18 protein-coding genes are annotated in these 21,263 nt (G+C 52.0%); 13 read left to right on the forward strand and 5 right to left on the reverse strand.

Annotated elements, in window-relative coordinates:
- Positions 1-2: 2 nt before the first annotated feature.
- Genes ABV298_RS21960 through ABV298_RS22010 form a run of 11 tightly spaced genes read left to right on the forward strand, consistent with a single transcriptional unit; the run spans position 3 to position 10,321 of the window.
- A complete protein-coding gene (locus ABV298_RS21960; RefSeq protein ID WP_353718303.1) occupies positions 3-818 on the forward strand; it encodes an SDR family oxidoreductase in 816 nt (271 codons plus the stop codon).
- The gene (locus ABV298_RS21965) at positions 815-1,906 is read left to right on the forward strand and encodes a pyridoxal-phosphate dependent enzyme (protein ID WP_353718304.1); all 1,092 of its coding nucleotides are present in this window, start codon (positions 815-817) and stop codon (positions 1,904-1,906) included. The genes ABV298_RS21960 and ABV298_RS21965 overlap by 4 nt, the downstream gene beginning before the upstream one ends.
- Entirely contained in the window at positions 1,899-2,798 is a 900-nt protein-coding gene (locus ABV298_RS21970) for a dihydrodipicolinate synthase family protein (protein WP_353718305.1), read from the forward strand. The genes ABV298_RS21965 and ABV298_RS21970 overlap by 8 nt, the downstream gene beginning before the upstream one ends.
- Before the next feature lie 46 nt (positions 2,799-2,844).
- Complete coding sequence (locus tag ABV298_RS21975; RefSeq protein ID WP_353718306.1) at positions 2,845-4,110, forward strand: MFS transporter; 1,266 nt, start codon at positions 2,845-2,847, stop codon at positions 4,108-4,110.
- Positions 4,107-4,751: an RraA family protein gene (locus ABV298_RS21980; RefSeq protein ID WP_353718307.1), complete on the forward strand. Its 645-nt coding sequence runs from the start codon at positions 4,107-4,109 to the stop codon at positions 4,749-4,751. Before ABV298_RS21975 ends, ABV298_RS21980 begins: the two co-directional genes overlap by 4 nt.
- On the forward strand, positions 4,748-5,128 hold the full coding sequence (locus ABV298_RS21985) for a RidA family protein (protein WP_353718308.1): 381 nt from the start codon (positions 4,748-4,750) through the stop codon (positions 5,126-5,128). Before ABV298_RS21980 ends, ABV298_RS21985 begins: the two co-directional genes overlap by 4 nt.
- 58 nt (positions 5,129-5,186) lie before the next feature.
- The gene (locus tag ABV298_RS21990; protein WP_353718309.1) at positions 5,187-6,650 is read left to right on the forward strand and encodes a M81 family metallopeptidase; all 1,464 of its coding nucleotides are present in this window, start codon (positions 5,187-5,189) and stop codon (positions 6,648-6,650) included.
- A 6-nt stretch (positions 6,651-6,656) separates the two neighbouring features.
- The gene (locus ABV298_RS21995; protein WP_353718310.1) at positions 6,657-7,487 is read left to right on the forward strand and encodes an SMP-30/gluconolactonase/LRE family protein; all 831 of its coding nucleotides are present in this window, start codon (positions 6,657-6,659) and stop codon (positions 7,485-7,487) included.
- A 13-nt stretch (positions 7,488-7,500) separates the two neighbouring features.
- On the forward strand, positions 7,501-8,556 hold the full coding sequence (locus ABV298_RS22000) for a hypothetical protein (protein WP_353718311.1): 1,056 nt from the start codon (positions 7,501-7,503) through the stop codon (positions 8,554-8,556).
- A 30-nt stretch (positions 8,557-8,586) separates the two neighbouring features.
- Complete coding sequence (locus ABV298_RS22005) at positions 8,587-9,522, forward strand: aldo/keto reductase (protein ID WP_353718312.1); 936 nt, start codon at positions 8,587-8,589, stop codon at positions 9,520-9,522.
- 7 nt (positions 9,523-9,529) lie between these two features.
- Entirely contained in the window at positions 9,530-10,321 is a 792-nt protein-coding gene (locus ABV298_RS22010) for an SDR family oxidoreductase (protein WP_353718313.1), read from the forward strand.
- Positions 10,322-10,761: 440 nt separating this feature from the next.
- Here the strand turns inward: ABV298_RS22010 and ABV298_RS22015 are convergent, their stop codons facing one another.
- From ABV298_RS22015 to ABV298_RS22030, 4 genes are all read right to left on the reverse strand, one after another.
- On the reverse strand, positions 10,762-13,137 hold the full coding sequence (locus tag ABV298_RS22015; RefSeq protein WP_353718314.1) for an ABC transporter permease: 2,376 nt from the start codon (positions 13,135-13,137) through the stop codon (positions 10,762-10,764).
- Positions 13,138-13,162: 25 nt separating this feature from the next.
- Positions 13,163-13,402 carry a permease prefix domain 2-containing transporter gene (locus ABV298_RS22020; protein WP_353718315.1) on the reverse strand — a complete coding sequence of 80 codons (240 nt, stop codon included), beginning with the start codon at positions 13,400-13,402 and terminating at the stop codon, positions 13,163-13,165.
- Between the two features lies 1 nt (position 13,403).
- Positions 13,404-13,733 (reverse strand): helix-turn-helix transcriptional regulator, encoded by a 330-nt coding sequence (locus tag ABV298_RS22025; protein ID WP_353718316.1) that lies wholly within the window; start codon positions 13,731-13,733, stop codon positions 13,404-13,406.
- A 1,009-nt stretch (positions 13,734-14,742) separates the two neighbouring features.
- Positions 14,743-16,473: a T9SS type A sorting domain-containing protein gene (locus tag ABV298_RS22030; RefSeq protein WP_353718317.1), complete on the reverse strand. Its 1,731-nt coding sequence runs from the start codon at positions 16,471-16,473 to the stop codon at positions 14,743-14,745.
- Positions 16,474-17,952: 1,479 nt separating this feature from the next.
- Between ABV298_RS22030 and ABV298_RS22035 the strand changes: the two genes are divergently transcribed.
- Positions 17,953-18,378 carry a hypothetical protein gene (locus ABV298_RS22035; protein ID WP_353718318.1) on the forward strand — a complete coding sequence of 142 codons (426 nt, stop codon included), beginning with the start codon at positions 17,953-17,955 and terminating at the stop codon, positions 18,376-18,378.
- A gap of 19 nt (positions 18,379-18,397) precedes the next feature.
- On the opposite strand, the gene ABV298_RS22040 is transcribed toward ABV298_RS22035, so the two are convergent.
- Complete coding sequence (locus ABV298_RS22040) at positions 18,398-19,927, reverse strand: hypothetical protein (protein ID WP_353718319.1); 1,530 nt, start codon at positions 19,925-19,927, stop codon at positions 18,398-18,400.
- A 439-nt stretch (positions 19,928-20,366) separates the two neighbouring features.
- On the opposite strand from ABV298_RS22040, the gene ABV298_RS22045 reads away from it, so the two are divergent.
- Positions 20,367-21,146, forward strand: coding sequence for a DNA-formamidopyrimidine glycosylase family protein (locus tag ABV298_RS22045; RefSeq protein WP_353718320.1), 780 nt, complete (start codon positions 20,367-20,369; stop codon positions 21,144-21,146).
- Positions 21,147-21,263: the final 117 nt, after the last annotated feature.

Genomic DNA, 21,263 nt, shown 5'->3' on the forward strand with positions numbered 1-21,263 from the left:
TTATGAATAGGGACCAGGTGGTATTGGTTACCGGTGCTACCGGGGGAATTGGCCGGGCCACAGCCAGGGCATTTGCCTCGGCGGGTTGCGGACTGGTGTTAACCGACATAGACCTATCGCAATTGGCGGCACTGGAAGAGGAGTTGAAAGCTGACCATAATCAGCAGATCATATCGTTGCCCGGCGATTTGGGCGAAACCGGTTTTTGGAAGGAGCTTATAGCCAATACTTTTGCAAAATGCGGAACTGTCGATGTGCTGGTCAATAATGCAGCCTGGCGGACGATCGAAACCATGCGGACAATTCCGGTTGAAACCTGGGAGAAAACCCTGCGCATTTGCCTGACCGCGCCGGCGTTCCTCTCGCAAGCGGTGGCAATGCGAATGGAAGCATTGAAGCGACCGGCTGTGATTGTGAACGTGTCGAGTATGATGGCCGACCGGCCTGCCGGCACGTCCCCGGCCTACATTGCCGCGAAGGGCGCACTCGACAGCCTGACCTCCGAGCTGGCGGTGACTTACGGGCGCAGCGGGATCAGAGTGGTAGGCGTGAGCCCGGGGTACGTCGAGACCGCATTGAGCCGCGACTACAGGGATGCTGACGGAGACGATGTAAGCGCGCGGCTGATCGACGCGGTAAATGATAGTGTGCCCTTGGGAAGAGGGGCGAGCCCTGAGGAAATCGCAGCCGCAATATGCTGGCTGGCCTCGGAGGGAGCCTCTTACATCACCGGAACGACATTGGTCATTGACGGTGGTTTTAAACCCAATTTCAGCGGGTATAGTATAAAAAGAAACCAATTCCCTGATCAATTTTGAAAAACATCTGGAGACATGCTTCCCTGTTGCCACAGGTGGCGGCAGAAAGCCGGGTTTTGCTCGGTGAAGCCGAGACCCCGTTGGTACGTTCGCAGAGTATCGGGGCCGCTCTGGGTTTGGATGCATTGTATTTCAAACTGGAAAACCTTAATCCGACCGGCTCGTACAAGGACCGGTTTGCGGCCGTGCTGGTTACCGAAATGAATATGCGCGGACAAAAAGTGTGCATTGCTACATCGAGCGGCAACACCGGGGCAGCGCTGAGCGCCTATTGCGCGGCCGCCGGTATCCGTTGTGTGATCGTAGCAGTGGACGGGGCGCCGGTGCAGAAAGTGCGGCAAATGCAGCTCTATGGGGCCGAAGTGATCATGGTGAAAGACTTTGGCAAAGATCCGCAGACCACCACATTCGTTTTCGATCAGCTGGAAGCGCTTTGCCGTTTGCATAACCTTCCTCTGCCGATTAGCGCCTACCGGTATTGTCCGTCCGCCATGAGGGGCGTCGAAACAATCGCAGCGGAAATAGCCGAAGTGCTGCCGGCCGGTGCGCAGATTTTTGCGCCGGCCGGTGGCGGGGGCCTCACGCTGGCGGTATGCCGGGGAGCAGAGCGGTCGGGAGCCGGTTTCACGGTGCATTGCGTGCAGCCGGAAGGAAACAATACGATTGTGGGCGCGCTGCGGAACGGCGAAGCTGCGGCAGTTCCGGTAAATGCCTCCACAACGGCCGTCAGCGGCTTGCAGGTGGCCAGCGTGATCGACGGCGATGCGGTAATAGGGCATTGCCGGCGGTCGGGCGGCAACGGGTACAGCGTCAGCGACGAGCAGGTGTTTGCCTGGCAACGGGCATTGGCCCAAAGAGAGGGTATTTTCTGCGAGCCCGCCGGGGCGGTAGCGCTGGCAGGAGTGGAAAATGCCCTTAGAAAAAACGAACTGGACAAAAGCCGCTCGGTAGTGTGCCTGGTAACCGGCAGCGGTTTTAAGGATATGAATGCGGTGGACCAGCGTTTTCAACTCCCTCCGACGGACGCAATGCCGTCACATCAATGGATAAAAACAATTCAAACTCTTTTTAATCAAGATTATGCGTGAGCAAAGTTCTATTTTTCAGGGCCTGTGGCCTGCGCTTTTTACACCGGTAAACCCGGACGGAAGCCTTAATCCGAAGGAGCTCGAAAAGCTCATCGAATTGTTGATCGCCCAAAAGGTGGATGGACTGTATCTGCTGGGTTCGACAGGCCAGGGGTTCCTTTTCTCAGAAGAAGAGCGCAAGCAGATTACCCGGCTGACGTTGGAAATAGCCGGAAAACGTATTCCGGTGATGGTACAGGTGGGCGCCCTCAATACGGAAGAGTCCATACGCCTGGCACGGCACGCCGCCGACCATGGTGCCGACGGCATTTCGGCTGTCGGTCCGATCTATTACGGCGCGTCGGCCGACATGGCTTTTGAGCATTACCGGCGCATCGCTCAGGCTACAGACGTTCCTTTCTTTCCCTATCAGATTGGCAATGCCGCCAATATGCAGGTGATCGACCGGCTGCTGACCCTGCCGCAGGTACAGGGGATGAAATTGACAACCGACAAAATGTTGGAAATCAGTACGATCAAAAACAGGGCAGGGGAGCAATGGAAACTGTTCAGCGGGGCCGATGAGCTGATGTGCCAGGCCGCGCTTTGCGGTACTGTGGGAGCGATCGGTACGAGCTACAATCTGTTTGGCCCTACTTGCAAATACATCAGGGAGTCGTTCCTGGCCGGAGAAACGATGCATGCCATGGAGTATATGCTTACTTTTCAGAAGTTTATCGAGACGATCATTCCGGTTATATGGTCCTTTTTCAATCGTGCGATGTATTTACGCTATAATATCGTCATTGGTGAACCCAAGCCGCCATTGCTGGCTAAGCCCCTTCCATGGACCGACGATCAGATCATGGCCATGATGGAGGAAATAGAGAATTTCTATACGCCCGTCAGCTAACCAAGCACAGGTCTCGATTTTACCAGCAACATCCCAAACCCGGTTCATGAACATTGCAAAACCTTTCCCGGAAGACAAGCCGGCTTCGTATGCCTGGCTGGTGGTTGGTATGCTGTGCCTGGTAGGTTGCCTCAACTACCTGGACAGGATGATGATTACCACCATGCGCAGCTCCATCGTGGCGGCGATCCCGATGTCGGAGACGCAGTTTGGGCTGCTGACCTCCGTTTTTCTCTGGGTGTATGGGCTCCTTAGCCCCGTGGCGGGCTTCCTGGCCGATCGTTTCAGCCGCAGCAGAGTGATCATTGTCAGCTTGCTGGTGTGGTCTCTTGTGACCTGGCTTACCTCGCAGGCGGTCACCTTCGAGCAACTACTGGCGACCAGGGCATTGATGGGCATCAGCGAGGCGTGCTACATTCCCGCTGCACTGGCCCTGATCATGGACTATCACCCTGAAAAGACCAAATCACTGGCTACGGGTATCCATATGGGCGGCGTGATGTTCGGGCAAAGCCTGGGTTTTGTCGGCGGATGGCTCGCTGAAAACCATTCCTGGAATTTCGCATTCAAGGTCTTCGGTGGTTTCGGCATCGTTTACGCGATGTTGCTGGCACTTACGCTGCGTGATCCTCAAACAGCCATTCAAAAATCGGAAAGCAGCGGGGATAGGCCCACGGGTTTTGCGGGAGCGATCGGCGGGCTGCTCCGAACGCGGTCCTACCTGTTTGCAATCCTGTACTGGGGATTGATCAGCATCGTCGGATGGGTGGTGGTAGCATGGTTACCCACGTATTTTAAGGAGCATTTTGCCTTGTCGCAGAGTATGGCCGGGGTGTATTCGACGGGGTATTTTCACACCGCATCACTGACCGGCGTATTGCTGGGTGGTTTTTTGGCCGACCGGTGGAGCAGACGCAATCCCCGCGCGCGGGTGCTGGTACCTCTGTATGGTTTGCTGATCGGCGCGCCTGCCATCTTTCTGGCCGGTAATACGGCAGTATTGTCTGTGGCCATTGGCTGTTTCATGTTGTATGCCCTCACACGCACATTTACGGATGCGAACATGATGCCTATCCTGAGCATGATCGTCGATGCGCGCTACCGGGCAACGGCATATGGCATTCTCAATATGTTCAGTTGCATCGTCGGCGGGCTGGGAATATATGCGGGAGGGATGCTTCGCGACGCGGATGTGCCGCTTTCTGCCATGTTCAAGGTTGCGGCAGGTATGATGCTGGTATGCGTGGTGGTTTTAAGATATATCAGGACAGAGCCTGTCGAGAATCAGGTATTAAATCAAATTGAAAAATGAATATTGAAGAACTAAAAGACAAACTATACGTGGCCGTGCTTGCGGACGTACTCGATCAGCTGGGGTTTACCCATCAGGCTACCCGAACCCCTTTTTTCGCCTATACCGGTATCAACAAGTTGATGGGCCGCTGCAAGACGACGCTCTGGGCGGATATGTACCACCAGGATCCTAATCCTTATGAGCTCGAATTGAAGGCAGTCGATTCATGCCAGCCAGGCGATGTGCTGATCTGTGCGGCCGGCGGTTCGAACCGGTCGGGTATCTGGGGGGAGCTGCTTTCTACCGCCGCAAGTAATGCCGGTTGTGTGGGCGTAGTGGTGCACGGTTCGGTGCGCGATATCGACAAAATGACGGCTATGGGATTTCCTGTATTTGCGACTGGCAAAAACCCCTATGACAGCCAGAATCGCCAGAAAGTAGTTGACCTGGATGTGGTCGTAGAGATCGACGGGGTGAAATTTGCGCCCGGCGACCTGGTTATGGCCGAACGGGACGGGATTGTGGTAATTCCGCAGCAGGTAGAAGCACAGGTGCTGGCGGCGGCGCTCGAAAAGGTTTCCGCCGAGAACGTCACGCGCGACGCGATCAGGAATGGAATGAAGGCCATGGAGGCATATCAGAAATTTGGTGTATTATGAAAACAAAGCACGTTGTTACCGGGCCTGTCCCGCAGAGCCATTTACCTTTTTCGCCGGGAATCGTGTCGGGAGAATATCTGTTTGTATCCGGACAGGCGAGCGTCGACGATCAGGGCCAGATCGTTAACGATACATTTGAGGGCGAATGCCGCCGGTCGTTCGATAACCTGAAAAGGATTGTCGAAGCCGCAGGAGCGACACTTGACGATGCGGTACAGGTAAGAAATTACGTCGGCCGGCAGCAGGATCTGGCCAGTTTCAATGCCATTTACCGGGAGTATTTCCGGGAGCCGTTTCCGGCACGTACCACGCTGATAGGATGTCTCGGGGACCTGCTCAAATTCGAAGTCGACGCAGTCATTCATTTAGGCAAGTAATCCGGTTATGACTGAACCAGCGCCTCAGAAACCTGATTGTCAACATGCACCCCGACGGGTGGGATTACTGGGTATTTATCATGAGACCAACACGTTTATCGAATCGGCCACGACGTTGGCCGATTTCCGGGACGGATACTGGCTCGAGTCAGGCCGGATCAGAGACGAATACCAGGGTGCAAACCATGAGATCAGCGGACTGATCGAGGTGATAGACAGCGCTCCGGATATGGAACTGGTGCCTGTATTTTACGCTATGGCTACGCCGGGAGGGCTGATCACCAGGGAATGCTACGAACAATTGCTGGACCGTATGATGCGGCTACTGGACGAGGCAGGCCCGTTGGATGCCTGCCTGGTCGCGCCGCATGGCGCCGGTGTGGCCGAGGGATACCCGGATATGGACGGGCATTGGTTGTCGTTGCTGAGACAGAAACTGGGAGCCAAGGTGCCGGTTATCGGTACACTGGACCCTCATGCCAATGTAAGCCAGGCGATGGTCGATGCGACTGATGGCCTGATCGCCTATGCTACCAACCCGCACGTCGATCAGAAACGGACCGGCATGGCGGCCGCCCGGCTGCTGGTCAGGACGCTGCGTGGAGAGATTTCGCCCATACAGCTGTTGGTTAAACCGCCCGTCGCCATTAGCATCGAGCAGCAGTTTACTTCCCAACAGCCCTGTCTGGGGCTTTATGCATTTGCGCAGGAGTTGAAACAGCAGTCCGGGCTGCTCTCGGTGAGCGTATTGCTTGGCTTCCCTTATGCGGATGTGTATGAAATGGGGTCGGGGTTCATTGTGATCGCGGATCGTAACCAGTCACCGGTTGCGGCCGGCCAGGCAAAGGAAGCCGCACGTAAGCTTTTCGATTTTTTACTGGACCATAAACAGGCATTCAACGGGAGAAAATCGGACATAGAAACTGTACTGAAAGGTTTCAAAGATCACCCGCAACCGGCGCTGCTGCTGGATATGGGCGATAATATCGGGGGCGGGGCACCGGGCGACGGTACGTTGATCCTCGAACATCTTGAAGCAGGCGGATTCTCAGGCTTTTTTATCTGCTTGCATGATCCCGGAAGCGTCGCTCTATGCCGGGAAGCGGTTTCCGGGGCGGTTATCTCCCTCTCTTTGGGAGGAAAAAATGGTTTTCAAACCGACGTTGAGGTAATTGAATTATATGACGGTCACTTTACGGAGGATGCCCCGCGCCACGGCGGGTTTGTCCGTTATGATATGGGCCCTACGGCGGTGGTCCGTACGCTGAGCGGCAATACGGTGATGCTTACAACGAAGCGTACTCCACCGTACAGCCTGCGGCAGCTTACGGCTTTCGGTTTGGATCCGCATGGTTTCCGGGGGATTGTCGCCAAGGGAGTTAATGCGCCTATTGCAGCATACGGGGAGGTTTGCCCATCGATTATCCAGGTCGATACGCCCGGAGTGACCCAAGCCGATATGACCCTTTTTGAATACAAAAACCGAAAGGTGCCCCTGTTTCCTTTTGAAGAACATGTATGACGGTTTATGAACTTGGAAAGCACCACGCTAAAACTATTGGACCTGCCTTTCTATACGGAGGGGCCCTGTGTCGACGAGATAGGGAATTTGTTCTTTACCACATTGAGCGGCGGTCAGCTGCTGCGGATGCGGCGGGGTGAAGCACCTGTAAAATGGGCCGAAGCCCGGTGCCCGAATGGTCAGCTTATCACTGCCGGGGGCATTCATTTGGTGTGCGACAGTGCAGAGGGGGCTATCGTACAATTCGATCGCACTGGCAGTCGTACCGGAGAGCTGGTTAATGGGCAATGCGCCGGGTATACTGTACGTTGCCCGAACGACCTGATCGAAGACCGCTATGGTAATGTGTTTTTTACCGATTCGGTACGCGAAAGCGGGAGGGTTTTCAAGGTAGGGAAAGATGGGGCGCAGCAATGCATTGCCGCCGGCCTGGACTATCCGAATGGACTTGCGCTGTCGCCGGACCAATCGCTGCTCTACGTTGCGGAAAGTTATCGGAACAGGATACTGTCCATTTCGCCAAGCGAGGAAACGGCCCGGCCGGTGTCTGTTTGGGCCACCCTGCCCGCGCATCAGTCCGGCAGGCCGGTGGATAATCTACCCGATGGACTGGCGACCGATGCGGAGGGGCGTGTTTGGGCGGCCCATTATGGTATGGGTGCTATTCAGGTATTTTCGCCTGAGGGATCGTTACTCGCCACCCTGGACACTGGGTTACCCCTTACCAGTAACCTGTGTTTTGTGTCCGACCAGCCGCACCGGAAATCGGTTTTGGTCACCGGTGGCTACGCGGAGCCCGGGCCGGGCGCTGTGCTGATGATGACTGTCGATATGTGATATGAAAGCTTTTATGAAATATTTCTCAATTATAGTGATGATGATGGTAGTTGAAGCGGCTGTTGCACAAACCGCGTTGAAATGGAGTGCATTGCCCGATTTGCCTGACGAGCGCGGGTTTGCGGGCATGTATGCAGGCGTAAGCCACGGCGCGCTGCTCTGCCTGGGCGGCGCAAATTTCCCTGATGGCTACCCCTGGGACGGAGGCGTCAAGCAATGGTATGACGGGATTTTTTTACTCCAACAAGGCGGTAGTTGGAAAAAGCTGCCGCAAAAAATGGAAGCCGCCGCGGGCTATGGCGTTTCGGTTTCCTACCAGGAACGGGTAATTCTGATTGGCGGCAGCAATGCACACGAACATTTGACTCGGGTGATCGGCTATGAATGGGATGGCACCGCACTGGTGCAGCATCAATACCCTTCGCTGCCTTTTCCCCTGGCCAATATGTCCGGTGCGGTGCTTGACGACCTGCTGATCGTGGTGGGTGGAAATGTTTCGCCCACAGGTCCGGGATTGAATAAATGCCTGGTGCTGGATTTGAAAAAAGTCGGAACGGGCTGGGCTGAAATGGAACCCTGGCCCGGTCCCGGGCGCATTTTCCCCGTTTGCGCGACATTCGACGGCGACTTTTATATGTTCAGCGGTGAGGCGACCGCGGTTAATTCCAAAGGAAATTCATACAGGCTGATTCATCAGGACGGCTACCGGCTAAGCATTAAGCACTCCGGCGGACAGCGGAGTGCGCATTGGGAAAAGCTTGCGGCAATGCCAAGGGGGATGTCCGCCGGTGGTTCGGTGCTCCCGGTGTTAAAGGGCGACCGGTTTTTGTTCTGGGGCGGGGTCGATGCCGTGACGGCCCAGCACAAGACGCCATCCTCGCACCCGGGGATTACCAACGACCTGCTTTACTATTTCCCCCATACCGACTCCTGGGAGTTTGCGGGCCGGCAGCAGCGTGTCCCGGCCCGGGTGACACTGCCGGTGGTGCATTGGCAAAACCGGTGGTTTTACATTAGCGGGGAGATCAAACCTGGTATCAGAACGCCTGCTATTATTGGAGTTTATTAAAATACATTGACTTTCGGCAATAGCTGATCTATGAAAACAATCGCATTTAAAGGATACCGCATTTCTCAACTTACATTGGGGACCGTTCAGCTGGGTATGCCTTACGGAATATCCAATTCACAAGGTATGCCCAACGACCGGGAAGCGCTGGATATGCTGCGTATGGCAGCGGATGCAGGGGTTACCACTTTCGATACGGCACGGCAATATGGTGCCTCCGAGGCACTATTAGGCCGTTTTTTGGCGGGCCATACCGGGGTTGATCTCAATATGGTTTCCAAGTTTAAAATCTCCCCGCAGGATGCCGGCGCTTTGGAGCGGGCCTGGAAATCGGTAGAGGGCAGCGTCAGAGCTTCCATTGAATGCCTGGGTATCAGCAGGCTGCCCGTCTGTCTGCTGCACAAGGGAGAAGAGCCGACGGATGCGGTGGCCGGGATATTACCGGTGATCATTTCGCGGCTCAGGGAGCAGGGGTTGATCGATATAGGCGGCGTGTCGGTGTACGAGCCGGCGGATGTCGCTTTTTGCCTGTCGGAGCCTCTCGTCGAGGCGGTGCAGGTGCCGGTGAATATCTTCGATCAGCGACTGGTCGTTTCGGGCGCATTGCAGCGTCTTGCACAGGCGCAAAAACTCGTTTTCGCCCGCAGTGTGTTTCTGCAAGGATTGTTTTTTATGGACCCCGGGCAGATGAGCGGCAACCTTGTTCCAGCTATACCCTTTTTGAAGCAGCTTCACACATTTGCGAAAGAATACCCGGCCGATATCGCCGGCCTGGCCTTTTCTTACGTCAGGGACCTGCCGGGGATCGATAGCATTGTGGTGGGAGCGGCTACTTCTGCCCAACTGGCAGAAAATGTGAAGTTGCTCAGTGCCCCCGCGATCCCGGCGTCGCTTCGGGACGAATTTGTTAAAGTATTTACAGCTGTCCCCGACGAAATCATTACGCCGGGAAGATGGAAAATTTAATCAGATCATGAACCAGTTATTCAGTTTGACCGGCAAAGTTGCGATCGTCACCGGAGGGGCCGGCTTTTTTGGTACACCCATATCCATAGCCCTGGCGGAAGCAGGCGCTCAGGTAGTTATTGCCTCGCGTAACGTGAGCATCTGCGAAGATTTAGCATCCGGGTTGTCGGCCCGGGGCCTCCTGGCCACGGCTATGCCATTAGACCTGGAAGAAGAAACTTCCATCCGCGCACTAGTGGAAACTGTGATGGACATGTTCGGACGTATAGATATCCTCGTTAATAATGCTGTTTCGAGGCAGGGTTTTCAGAATCTGGAAGAAATAGAGGTTACCGGCTGGGAAGCGGCGCAGCGCGTCAACGCTACCGGGCTCGTGCTCATGACCCGGGCGGTCATCGAACCCATGAAGGTGGCAGGTGGGGGAAGCATTATCAATATCGGATCGATCCAGGGAGCGGTAGGGCCGCATTTTCCGGTTTATGGACAAACAGGTATGACAAGTCCGGTCAACTATACGTACGACAAATGGGGAATGGTAGGTTTCACCAAATGGCTGGCCAATTTTTATGGCCGGTACAACATCCGGGCCAATTGTATTAGTCCGGGTGGATACGGGCCCGGGGTCGCGCAGCTGGAAGGGAAGGAGGAATTCGTTGAAAACTACCAACGACTCACCCCGTTGGGACGATTCGCCGATGACGCGGATATCAAAGGGCCAGTTGTATTTATGGCCTCGGACGCCTCCGCATTCATCACCGGGCATAACCTGCTGGTCGATGGCGGCTGGACGAGTTGGTAGTTGGCAATTAAATTGAAGCGGGAAATCATTGGTTCGATATTCCCCGAAAAACTCATATTTATAAAAAACGGCTATCGAACCGGAAAAATCAACGAGGTGGCTTCGTTTATCTATCAGATAAACATTGATTCAGATAAACACTGATTTAGCTAAACAAAAACGGAATAAGTGTCGAACCTGGTGATTTAAGATCATAAGTAATTAAGAATGAAAGATATGGGTGCTGCAGTTAATAGTGTACGCCGATACGATGGTTAAAACAAGACAAGCCGAACTAAGAAAAAGCCGCTGTTAGCGGCTTTTGGATAGAGAAAGGTTCAGGTCATAGCATCACGCATACGTTTAACTGTAATTCGTGTAGGGCAAGATGCTCGGCTGATGGTGGATAGAAACTCCGATGTAGCTTCAACATTATACTGAGCGCGAACATTTTGTGCCGACTATTCGGAGCGCAGCGTTTTGACGGGATTGGCCAGCGAAGCTTTGACGCTGCGGAACCCGACGGTGAAAAATGCCACGATCACGGTAATGACGATGGCCAGCACAAAAATCCCGGGACCAGGCTCGATATGGTATGCAAAATCGCGTAGCCAGTTGTTCGTAAGCCAGTACCCCAGCGGCGCGGACAACAGAAATGCGATCAATAACAGTTGTAAAAATTCTTTCCCGAACAGCCAGAGGACATCTGATGTTTTCGCGCCTAATACTTTCCGCACACCTATTTCCTTTGTTTTCTGAGTTGCCATAAAGGAAACCAGGCCGTATAACCCAAGACATCCAACAAAAATGGCCATCGCGGCAAACGTCTGAATAAGGCGCAGCAGCATATTATCCAGTTTGTAAAGCCGCTCGACGTCTTCATCCATAAACCGGTAAGTAAAAATAGATGAAGGGTAAATTTTAGACCACTCGGTTTGCAGTCGCGCAATGGTCGATGACATGTCGGATAGATTGATTTTTAGCCCGCAACTGCCGTAAACCTCGCCGCGGGTGGTCATGCAAAGGGGCTCGATGGCTGTCCGCAGAGAACGGAAGTGAAAATCTTTTACGACGCCGACAACCGTTCCACGACGGCCGTTGATCGTTGCGGTTTTTCCGATGGCATCATCCATTGTTTTCAATCCCAACGCTTTAATGGCCGTTTCGTTGAGCAGGTACTCACGGATCGTGTCGGAAGGGTTGAGGTTGCGGCCGGCCAGTAGGGGCATTTTAAACATCGGCACATATTGATCATCAACGGCTTTGATGGCGATCGTGAATGGCTCTTGTTCGGGACGGGTGTCGAACTGGATATTGCTGCTGCCAATAGCGTCGGATGCGGGCGGTGTATCAAAAAATGTAACATTTTCGATAGTTGAAAGCCTGCTCAATTCGCTTTTCAATGAAGTGATTTTAGACTTTTGATTGTCGGGCACCGGCACGATTACGATCGCATCTTTCTCAAAGCCCATATTGGCTTGCTGCGAATAGCGTAGCTGGCTGGTCATCACCAGCGCGCCAATAATAAGCAGTTGAGAGATGGCAAACTGGCCGACAACCAGCCCTTTGCGAAGCGAGAACCCACGGGAGGAACTTTGTGTCAGTTTACCTTTTAATGCCACCACTGGTTGGAAGCGGGCAAGGATCAGGCCAGGATACGCGCCTGAGCAGAATACGACGACAGCCAGCAAAGAGCCCAGGAATGCAAGCAGGTAGGGGTCTTTGAAGGGGTTAATAGACAGATTAATTTCAAAAAGCTGATTTACTACCGGGACCGAAAGGTATGCCAATGCGACCGCAACCACTAGGGCGCCGGTTGCGATAACCGCCGTTTCGGTCATGAATTGCCAGAACAATGCGCCACGCTGACTGCCCAGCACCTTACGCACACCTATTTCCCGCGACCGGGCAACTGCCTGCGCCGTAGCAAGGTTCACAAAGTTGATACAAGCGGTTAACACAAGAAAAAAGCCGACCCACGCAAAGGTGCGCAGGTTTTTCTTATCCGTTTTGCCGCGCAATTCCATGTTGAAATGCACATCGGCCAGCGGTTGAAGCTTGAAGCGGAAGTATTTGGAAGCCTCCTTGTCATAGTGGGTATTGGAAATGGCTGGCAGGACAGTCGTATTGACAGACGCCGCCGATATGCCCGGTTTGAGCCTCACGAAGCATTGCATTTCTTTATTCACACTCAGCCACCAGTCTTTTTCGACCATCCAAGGACTATGGCGTTGCAGACTAGCGAATGGCACGAATATCTGCGAACGAAAGTCGGTATTGGCTGGCAGGTTGGCAAGCACACCGGTCACCTGCACCATCAGCGAGTCATCGATCCGGAGCGTCTGGCCAATGGCATCTGAATCTCCGAAGTATTTTCTGGCGAGTTGTTCGGTAATCAGCGCTGCGTTTTGGCCCTGCATGGCATGAGAAGCGCTGCCTTCAATGAGCGGGAAGTTGAAAATGGCGAAGAACTCCGGATCGGCGAATGCAATATCTTCCTCAAACCGGCTATTAGATGGCAGGGACACCACCCGTTTGGGCAAAAATGCGATGCGGCCCACTGCTTCTGCAACCGTATATTCGGTGCGAAATGCCTGGCCCATCGGGTTAGGAACACCGGTGTTGTAAGCGATCTTTTCACCGTGGAGTTCGGAGTAAATGCGGAAGATCCGGTCTTTGCCGGTGTGAAAATCCTCGAAGCTCAGGTGGTATTTAACCAAAGAAAAAATAAGCACAGCACATGCAATGCCCATGCTGAGGCTCACGGTATTGATGGCGGCGTAGGATTTGTGACGGTTCAGTTTTCTGAATGCGACTTTGATGTAGTTAGTGAACATGGCTATGGGATTGGATGTTGAGGAATCAGCAGGGTAGACGCCCGGCCGCACCTGCTGGGGGGGCGCCTCGCCAGAGCCTGGGATGTATCAGCAGGATAATGTCCAGCACATAGAACAGTTGCGCAGCGAGAGGCCCGAAACGCCTGTAGCGTTTTTGAAATAACTCATAGAGATCGCCGAGAATTTCTTCGCGCAAATGGTCCGGGGCGATGCGGTCGATGAGTTGTTCGGCCCAGCGTGGCGGTTGGAAGGTTTTTGGTTCCATATCAGTGTCCAAATGCTGTTTCTGAAATACCATCCCAAAGCTTGTTACGGATGCGCCTTGCCTCACGCAGGGCCTGTTCGCCTTCATAGGTCACTGTAAACAAGCGCTTGCTCCGGCCGCCCCGCTCAGCAGATGCTTCCCCGAACCGGGAAACCACCAGTTTCTTTTCTTCCAGGCGTTGCAGTGTCCTGTGCACTACGCCCAGGCTCATGGGGCGTCCCATGTGTTCGTCAAGCGTTTCTAAAACCCCCACGCTGTAAGCATTATCGTAAAGCAGGGCAACCGTCAGCAGCACGACCTCTTCAAATTCGCCCAATTGGGTACCTTTCATATATCACGGGATCAGACAATAATAATATCCTTTCACTTTGCATAGCAAATAGCAGGCCAGCGGTGGAAACGGCTCTGATAAGCCGTAATCGAAGTCCTTAAAGCAAATGGCGCGGTGAAAGCGTTCGTTTTTGAGCGGAGTACTGTTCAAATTTGAACATTAGATCATAAGCAGGCCTGCCAGATACTTGACAGGCAATCCGTAGCAAATAACACTATCACAATATTGGCCTCAAAGAGCTATTTACCGCCCGTCGTAAATTCGTTTTAAAATCGCCCCATTCTTCTGGGCCGCAGCCTTTATATACCTTACAGTTTCAATAGTCTCGTCAGAAAAATCGAATCTCGAGAAATTGGAGTCGCTGGCAGGCACGTACCTGGCGCTCGGGCTCATGTACGCAATCACCTGGTTTTACCTGAAATTAACTCAGGACAAATAGCACCTCATGAAAAATTATAGGCATGGCCCGAATTCTCCTTTCATTCTTCTGCTCTCTTTGTCCGCTTTCGCCCAGGTCATAATCATCCCAAAGGAAAAAAATGGGCTCCCGGAAGACGCTAATATTATAGCCATTATGATAAAGCGCAATACATATCATGCGTTGAAAACACCGAAAAGGCGTTGGTCCGGCGAGGATATTCACTTGCAAAGTCAAACCAGGACCCGGGAATTGTCCAAACAGACTACAAGAGAAGAAAATGTCTGGTTGAAAGTTACTGCGAACGTCGATCCGAGGGTGGTCGAGCTTCGAGGTACAGTCAGCTCCAATTCAAAAAATGGTCATGAAGTTATGAACCGGGGCCGAAAAGGAAGTCCGAATCTTGTGGGGTTTACTGAACTGAAATGAACAAGGTTGCGGAGTCGCTGCCAAATTCCCAGGCATACGGCAGCATTTTAAGCAGCATCCGCGGATGGTTGCGCTGGTGCCACCGCCTTCCTAAAAGCTGCTTCCCGTTTCAGGAGACTTTTTTGAATCCCTCGCTGGAAGCAGCTTGCCGTTTTGTCATACTCAATGTGCAATCAACACTTTCTTGCTATCCGTGGTGCTGCCATTTTTGATCTGCATAATGTAAATGCCTGCCGGCGCATTGCCTAACCTGATCTTTTTATCGTGCGAGCCTTTGCCTTTTACTTTGGTGTCATACCAAACTTTGCCGAGAACGTCTGTTACTGTGACCCTCGCGTCGCCTTCCAGTATATTGAAACTTGCATTGAACTCTCCCGGTGCTGGGTTCGGGAATACGTTTAGTTTCGATTTTGGTTCGACGGATTCGAATGTTAGCTCGGGAGCTCCCGCCCTCGCGCCGGAATGCAGGCTATTGATACAAATCCTGTCCTGCCTGATGCTCGCCCCCGGAGCACCTTCGATCCGTAGTATATTGTTTCCAGCTCTAAGAGGTACCATGAAGATCTCTTCGCGGAAAACGATATTCCAGCTATGGGTGGCAGGAATGGCGACAGCATAATAGATATAGCCATCGTTACCAGCGAGCGAAATTTTTGGGCTGGAACTTGCCGCGTATTGCAGCGAGAGCCGGTATATGCCGTCAGCCGGCACGCCGTTGATCGCATAATTCACATAATGCTTGTAGTTGTTTTCATCGCCTCGGGTAGCCCCGCCGGAAGCATTGGGGTCACTCGTGATTGGGCCGGAGCCGTCCTGAGTTTCCGCATCCACACACATACCGAATTCCTCGTTCGCGGGTGGCGGACAGCTAGTGATCCTTAATGTATATTCAGCGGTTTTGGTTTCACATCCGGGTTTTGATCCCGTCACAGTGTATACGTAGTCACCGATTTGGCCGGGTGTGGTCAGGTTGACGACCTGGCCTGTCGTATTGTTCAGGCCGGGGCCATTCCAGGTATAAGTCACGTTGTCACAGTCATATTCGAGGCATCGCGCAAACATTACGATCGGTTTGGAGCAGGTTACGTTGTAAGAAACAACCTCCGGGAAAAAATAAAAGCGGCATGGCGCCACACCCCAGTCAACGCGGATCGCCATGGAATCTGTTTTTGAGATGCATCCCGGTTTGGACGCGGTCACATAATAGGTATAGTATCCGGTGGTGGCCGGCGAGGTGAGGTTAACGGTTTCTCCGGTAGCATTGATACCATTTCCCGTCCAGGTGTAGGTCACACCTGCGCAATCCCCGGTGCAATTGGCGGTGAAAGACATGGGCTTGCTCCGGTCGTATATTGGGGCATTGGATGCGGGGTCTATTTCGAATGCACATGCTGGCTGCCCGCTTCCCGGACCGGTCACGCAGATCTTATCCTGACGAATGCTGCTGCCCGGTAGTCCCTGTATCCTGATTACGTTATTGCCTTGATTGAGCATTATGGAGAAGGTCTCTTCCCGCCAAACGATGTTCCAGGAATGGGTAGGGGGAAAATTCGCAGATAAAATAGCGATGTTCCCATTTACGGAGATACTGGCTTGCGCGGCCTCACCGGCATAGTAGCGCACGGTTACCTGATGGATGCCGGTTGTTTGCACGCCATCGACTGCGTAGTCGACATAGTGGTCATAATTGTTTTCCTCACCTCTGGTGCTTCCGTTGGATGCATTCGGGTCGCTGGTGACCGGCCCATTTCCGGTCCCGTTCTCGGATTCTACGCATAATGCGAACTGACCCTGAAACAATGCCGCGCTTTCGCAAAGCGGTTCAACAACGTTTTCTGCCCATGCGGACAGCGGGATCACAAAGGAAATCAAGATGTAAATGAAGTGTCTCATGATCATTGCGTTTTTTGTAAATGGACAGGTTGAGAAGTGAATTTTGGTAGTACAAGTTGACCTTGTAATCATTCAACTAAATCCATGGACACTGATTGATTGCAAAAGCGTGGCAGGTAAGGTCAATGAAGAACGGCAGCCGGCCGGTAAGCAAATTATCATATTGGTAGTTCAAATAGAAAGAAGGAGTGCGGGTTGGTATTGGCCAGTGGAAAATATTGGGTTGTTAATCATCCCATTCATGGCAGATTTTTTAGCAGGCGAAATCTACTGAGGAAGGAGAGATAGGAAGAATGTTGAAAATCGAGTGTTTAGTGCGAAGGAAGTTACCGTGGTCGCGGGAAGAGGTAGGTTTCCGAAAATTTGTGATTCAAAAGCCCTGGAAATCGGCCTAGATTTTTTCGCAAACAAAGCGGGTTACCGAATGTTTTGACTTGACCCAGAGCGATATATTCATCTGCAAGAATTCTAAAAGAGAAATTTTTAGACAGAAAAAGTACATTTTGAGGTGCTTGCGGTTATTTCGCTGGGATTCAGACCTGAGACCCAAATACCTATTCTGTCGTACAATTTGCGTCGGGAAAGTCAGTCTAATTTAATAGTCTGTATCAGCGTCAAAAGTCTGGTCAAGTGTTCGATTGACATCCCTCCATCTCCACTCAAATAATGATCAAAAGCCTGTTCAGATTACTGAATGGGCTTTTTTGCTTCGGGAATTTAAGAGCCGTGACATCAATTCCAGTCTCTTATCGGATCATTTCGTGTCCGGTTCCGAACACCGCGGGCATGATCAATTTTATTACGGCCCTTGGGTTTATATCGTGGAGGTCCGGCATATGTTCACCCTGTAATAGGGGAATATGTTTTAACATTAATAGCCTTGTGAGTTTTTATAATTCATGACTCATAGAATATTGCCTTTATGACTTGATTTGAATTTGGATTGTGAAGACAATGATCCGACCGGGACCGATGAAAACCAAGGTAACCCGGAAACTGTTGTTCAAGTATTTTTCCGGATGCGCTGTTGAAAAACAATTGATCGATGAACCGATTTACCTATTGCGATAAAGCGGTTGCAAAAGCGTATCCGGCGGCACAAAGATATTTAGCTGTTTTATTAGCCTTGGTCCCCAGGTAATACCGAAGCGCTAATTCCTCCATTCGGGCCAGGCCAGCTGGCGAACTTGCCATTGCCGGTTGGAATGGGTCGCCATTAATTCAGCGGTCCACCAGCCTGGGCGAGTGCCTTACGGGCTCCGCCGTGGATTGCCGGGCGCCATGCCGCGCGCATTCGGCCGAAATTCACCTCATGAACCGGCACGTGTTTTGCAGGGAAGCTCTGTCAGTTGCCGGCGGACCGGTCGATGGACGACCGGGCGATCCCAGAGGAATTTGTTCCCCTACATAACCCCCGAACCCGTTGATCATCGGGCAGGTGCGGGGAAATATTACACAGCTACCAACCAGTTTACCCATATGATTATTCTAGCTACTCTGATCGTATATGCCGGTCTGGCGGTGCCGGTCACCGACGCCTGGCATCTCGTAAAACGCGGTTCCGTATCCATTGAAAGTAAGGAATCCTGCCAGCAGGATGCGGGCTATTTTTTCGCGTTGCGCGAAGTGTCCTTAGCCAAGAAAGATTACATTTTTCTGGCCGATCCGTTGAAACGCGCCATTTTTGTTGACGGGGATACCAATATTGTAATGAGCCACACGATGACCATCAAGAACGGCAGGGGATTCAGCATGTATTTTTCCGGCGCCAACTATAATGCTATTTTGTCGCTGAAAAACGAAAAGCAAATTGACGCCGGAACGATCGGGTATGAGGGTACTTTGTTCGTCCGGCGTGGTTCCGAAAAGCTCAAGGTCGCTGTGCACGGTTTTCAGCACCGGTGAAAAATGCCGGCAGGGCTTTTCAACGAAGAAAAATGCGGCCGCTCTCTGCCAGTAAGATTTTGTCGAGTTTGTAAAATGTACGGGTGCCATCATTTCCGACGTCCAGCAATCCGAGGTCGTAACTGCCCGGGGGAAGGTCGTCGCTGCGCACAAGCGTATTGAAACCCGGCTTGTAATAAGGCCCTCCGGTTAAAACTTTCCTGCGGCCTTCTGTTTTAGGATTTGCGCACATCAGGTGAATCCGCTTCCGGTCGTTGTCGCGCAGGACGAGGAAGCGGTCGGCCAGCAGATGCTTGGGCTGAGGCGCAGCGAGACTGGTGATAAAAAACTGTTCGAGAGTCTGGTTCCCATCCCGCATCGGCCGCTCGACCGTCCAGGTTTCAATATACATGTGATAGTCTTTGCTGGTGGACGGATTGGCGGAAAACATCGAATCGAGCTGTTTTTTATCCGAGACCGGTTTCGGCAAATGGAAGAAACCTTTTCGATAGGCCGGCGTCAGGTAGAAATCGGCATTTCCGAGCAGACTTTTTTCCACGGAAAACATGTTCCGGTTGGTCGACCAATTGTACACATCCGCCAGATAAGTGGTTTTCTTCGTTGCCACAACACCGGTAAAGCGATAGTATGAAGAAAGCGAATAGGCCACACTCAGCGCTGTAATAAGGATTAAAGCACTTCTTTTTCTAAAGATCGCCGTATGGTCCAGAAGGCAGATGTAAAATAACACCGTAGAAAGCGCGGCGTATAATTGAAAGCGGCTGGCAATGGTGCTGCCCGTCCACGACCGGAACAGCGCGACCGTCAGACTCGTAAACACGATAAATGCGAAAAGGGTCAAAAGTTCCACGGTTCCGGGCTTTATGGGGGCCGGCCGGCTGGTGTAAACCCTGGCGACTTTCAGCAGCAGGTAACCCATAAATGCAGTGATCGCCACGCCCCACACCACGGACAACAATTCGGGGCGACTCCAGAGCGACATTTCCGAGCCGATGAAGCCGAAGAAGGAAAACATAAACGAGGTGACGTTCCGGGGCATGTTCACCGCTTGTCCCGATTCGTAGTCGACCAGGTAAAGGCCCAGGCAGATAAACATGAATACGCACGTCATAAACACTTTTCTGAAATCTTTCCGGCACAGCAAATAGAAAGCGATGGCGGGAAAAGAAAGAATGCCGTTGCCATGGGTGAATGTCGCCAGAAAACAGCAAAGCATGGCAATATAAAATGCGCCCCGCAAGCGGCTGGACACGAGCAAGATGGCCGTCACCGTAAAAGCGGTGAGAAACGTGTGCTGCATGCCGTTCAAGGCCCAGCCGGAGACATCGTGAAACAGCGGATGGAAAAACAGGAATGGTGCCGGCAGGAAATAGTAAAGCGGAAGCCTGGTCTTTCGAAACTGGATATACAGAAAACTGAATATGTAAATCAGGTTGATCAGAACCAGTACAATGTAAAACCGAAAGTTAAGGTTTCCGGTAATGCTGAACTCGATAAGCGCAATCAGGCGGGGGATCACCGCCTTATGATCGTTGAAGGTGCGAAACAATTCCGTAATGACGAACCTGGCGTCGGATCTGCCTTCGGAAATTACCTCAATGAACTGGATCAGCAGAAAATCGTCCTGAAACGGGAAGTTAACGGAGAAAAAAAGTGATATACAAAATACGCGAGGATAACCAAGGCAATAACAAATCCAGATACAATGGGGTATATCATTATATAATATTGAGTTTCAATTGGTAGCGCCGGGTTGGGGAATTTCCAACCCGGCGGTTCATAATCGGAGTATATGATTTTAATGTAGTATAGCAACAAAATCGTTCCCGTGCCGCCGTTTGAAGAATATATTTGTTTCCCCGGGTAACATCCGTTTGTCGGTGATATCAGCATATTATGCTGTGTCTGCCCGCTAGCACAATTTTTTCCCTGAATACCGAACGGCCGGAAAAGGCCGGGGGAGTTTTAAGAGAAAAAACAATAGCGTTATGCCGGAATTACCTGACCTGGAAGTTTTTAGCCGCAATTTGTCAAAAGCTTTGAAATCGAAAAGGCTTGAAAATATAGGTATTGCGAATGCAGGCAAGGCCCGCGTTTCCGAAAAAGAACTCAACGAGGTACTTGTGGGCAAAAAGCTGCGCGACGTCACCCGGGTGGGAAAGCAACTTTGCTTTGATTTCGGGAAAGATGCCCGGCTTTTTATGCATCTGATGTTGCATGGAAGGCTCGTGATACAGCGGTCGGATGCCGACCCGCCCAAGCATACCCTGGCAAGCCTGAATTTCGGAGCGGAAGCCCTTTACTTAACGGATTACCAAAAAGCCGCGCATTTGCTGCTCAATCCTGAGGCAGGTGATGCCGTAGATGCACTTTCCGAAGAGCTCGATGGCGACTGGCTCGCCGAAAAATTCTCCGGTAGCCGCGCGAAGGTCAAAACGCTTTTGATGGACCAGAAGGTTATTGCCGGTATCGGCAATGCTTATGCCGACGAAATCCTTTGGGAAGCAAAAATCGATCCTGAATCGGTCGCGGGTAAAATTCCGGCCAACGTTGTCAACGCCCTCAGTAAGGCAATCGGCAAGGTGCTTCGCGATGCGGAGAAAAAAATTCTCAAAGAAAACCCCGACATTATTTCCGGCGAGGTCAGGGATTTCCTTAAAATTCACAACAGTAAAAAGGAAAAAAGTCCGGGTGGTGCGGCGATCCTGTCAAAATCCGTGGGCGGCCGAAAGACATATTTCACCGAAGAGCAAAAACGCTACCAATAAGCTTCGGATAGTGGAAGCCGGGTCGACAGGCGGTTAAAATAAAATTCTATATTTTTCGGCAAAATTTTTTAGTGTCAGAATTTTGTTTTAAGTTTAAGAAATATTTAAAATAATGTT

The organism is Dyadobacter sp. 676, assembly GCF_040448675.1.
Classification (GTDB): Bacteria; Bacteroidota; Bacteroidia; order Cytophagales; family Spirosomataceae; genus Dyadobacter.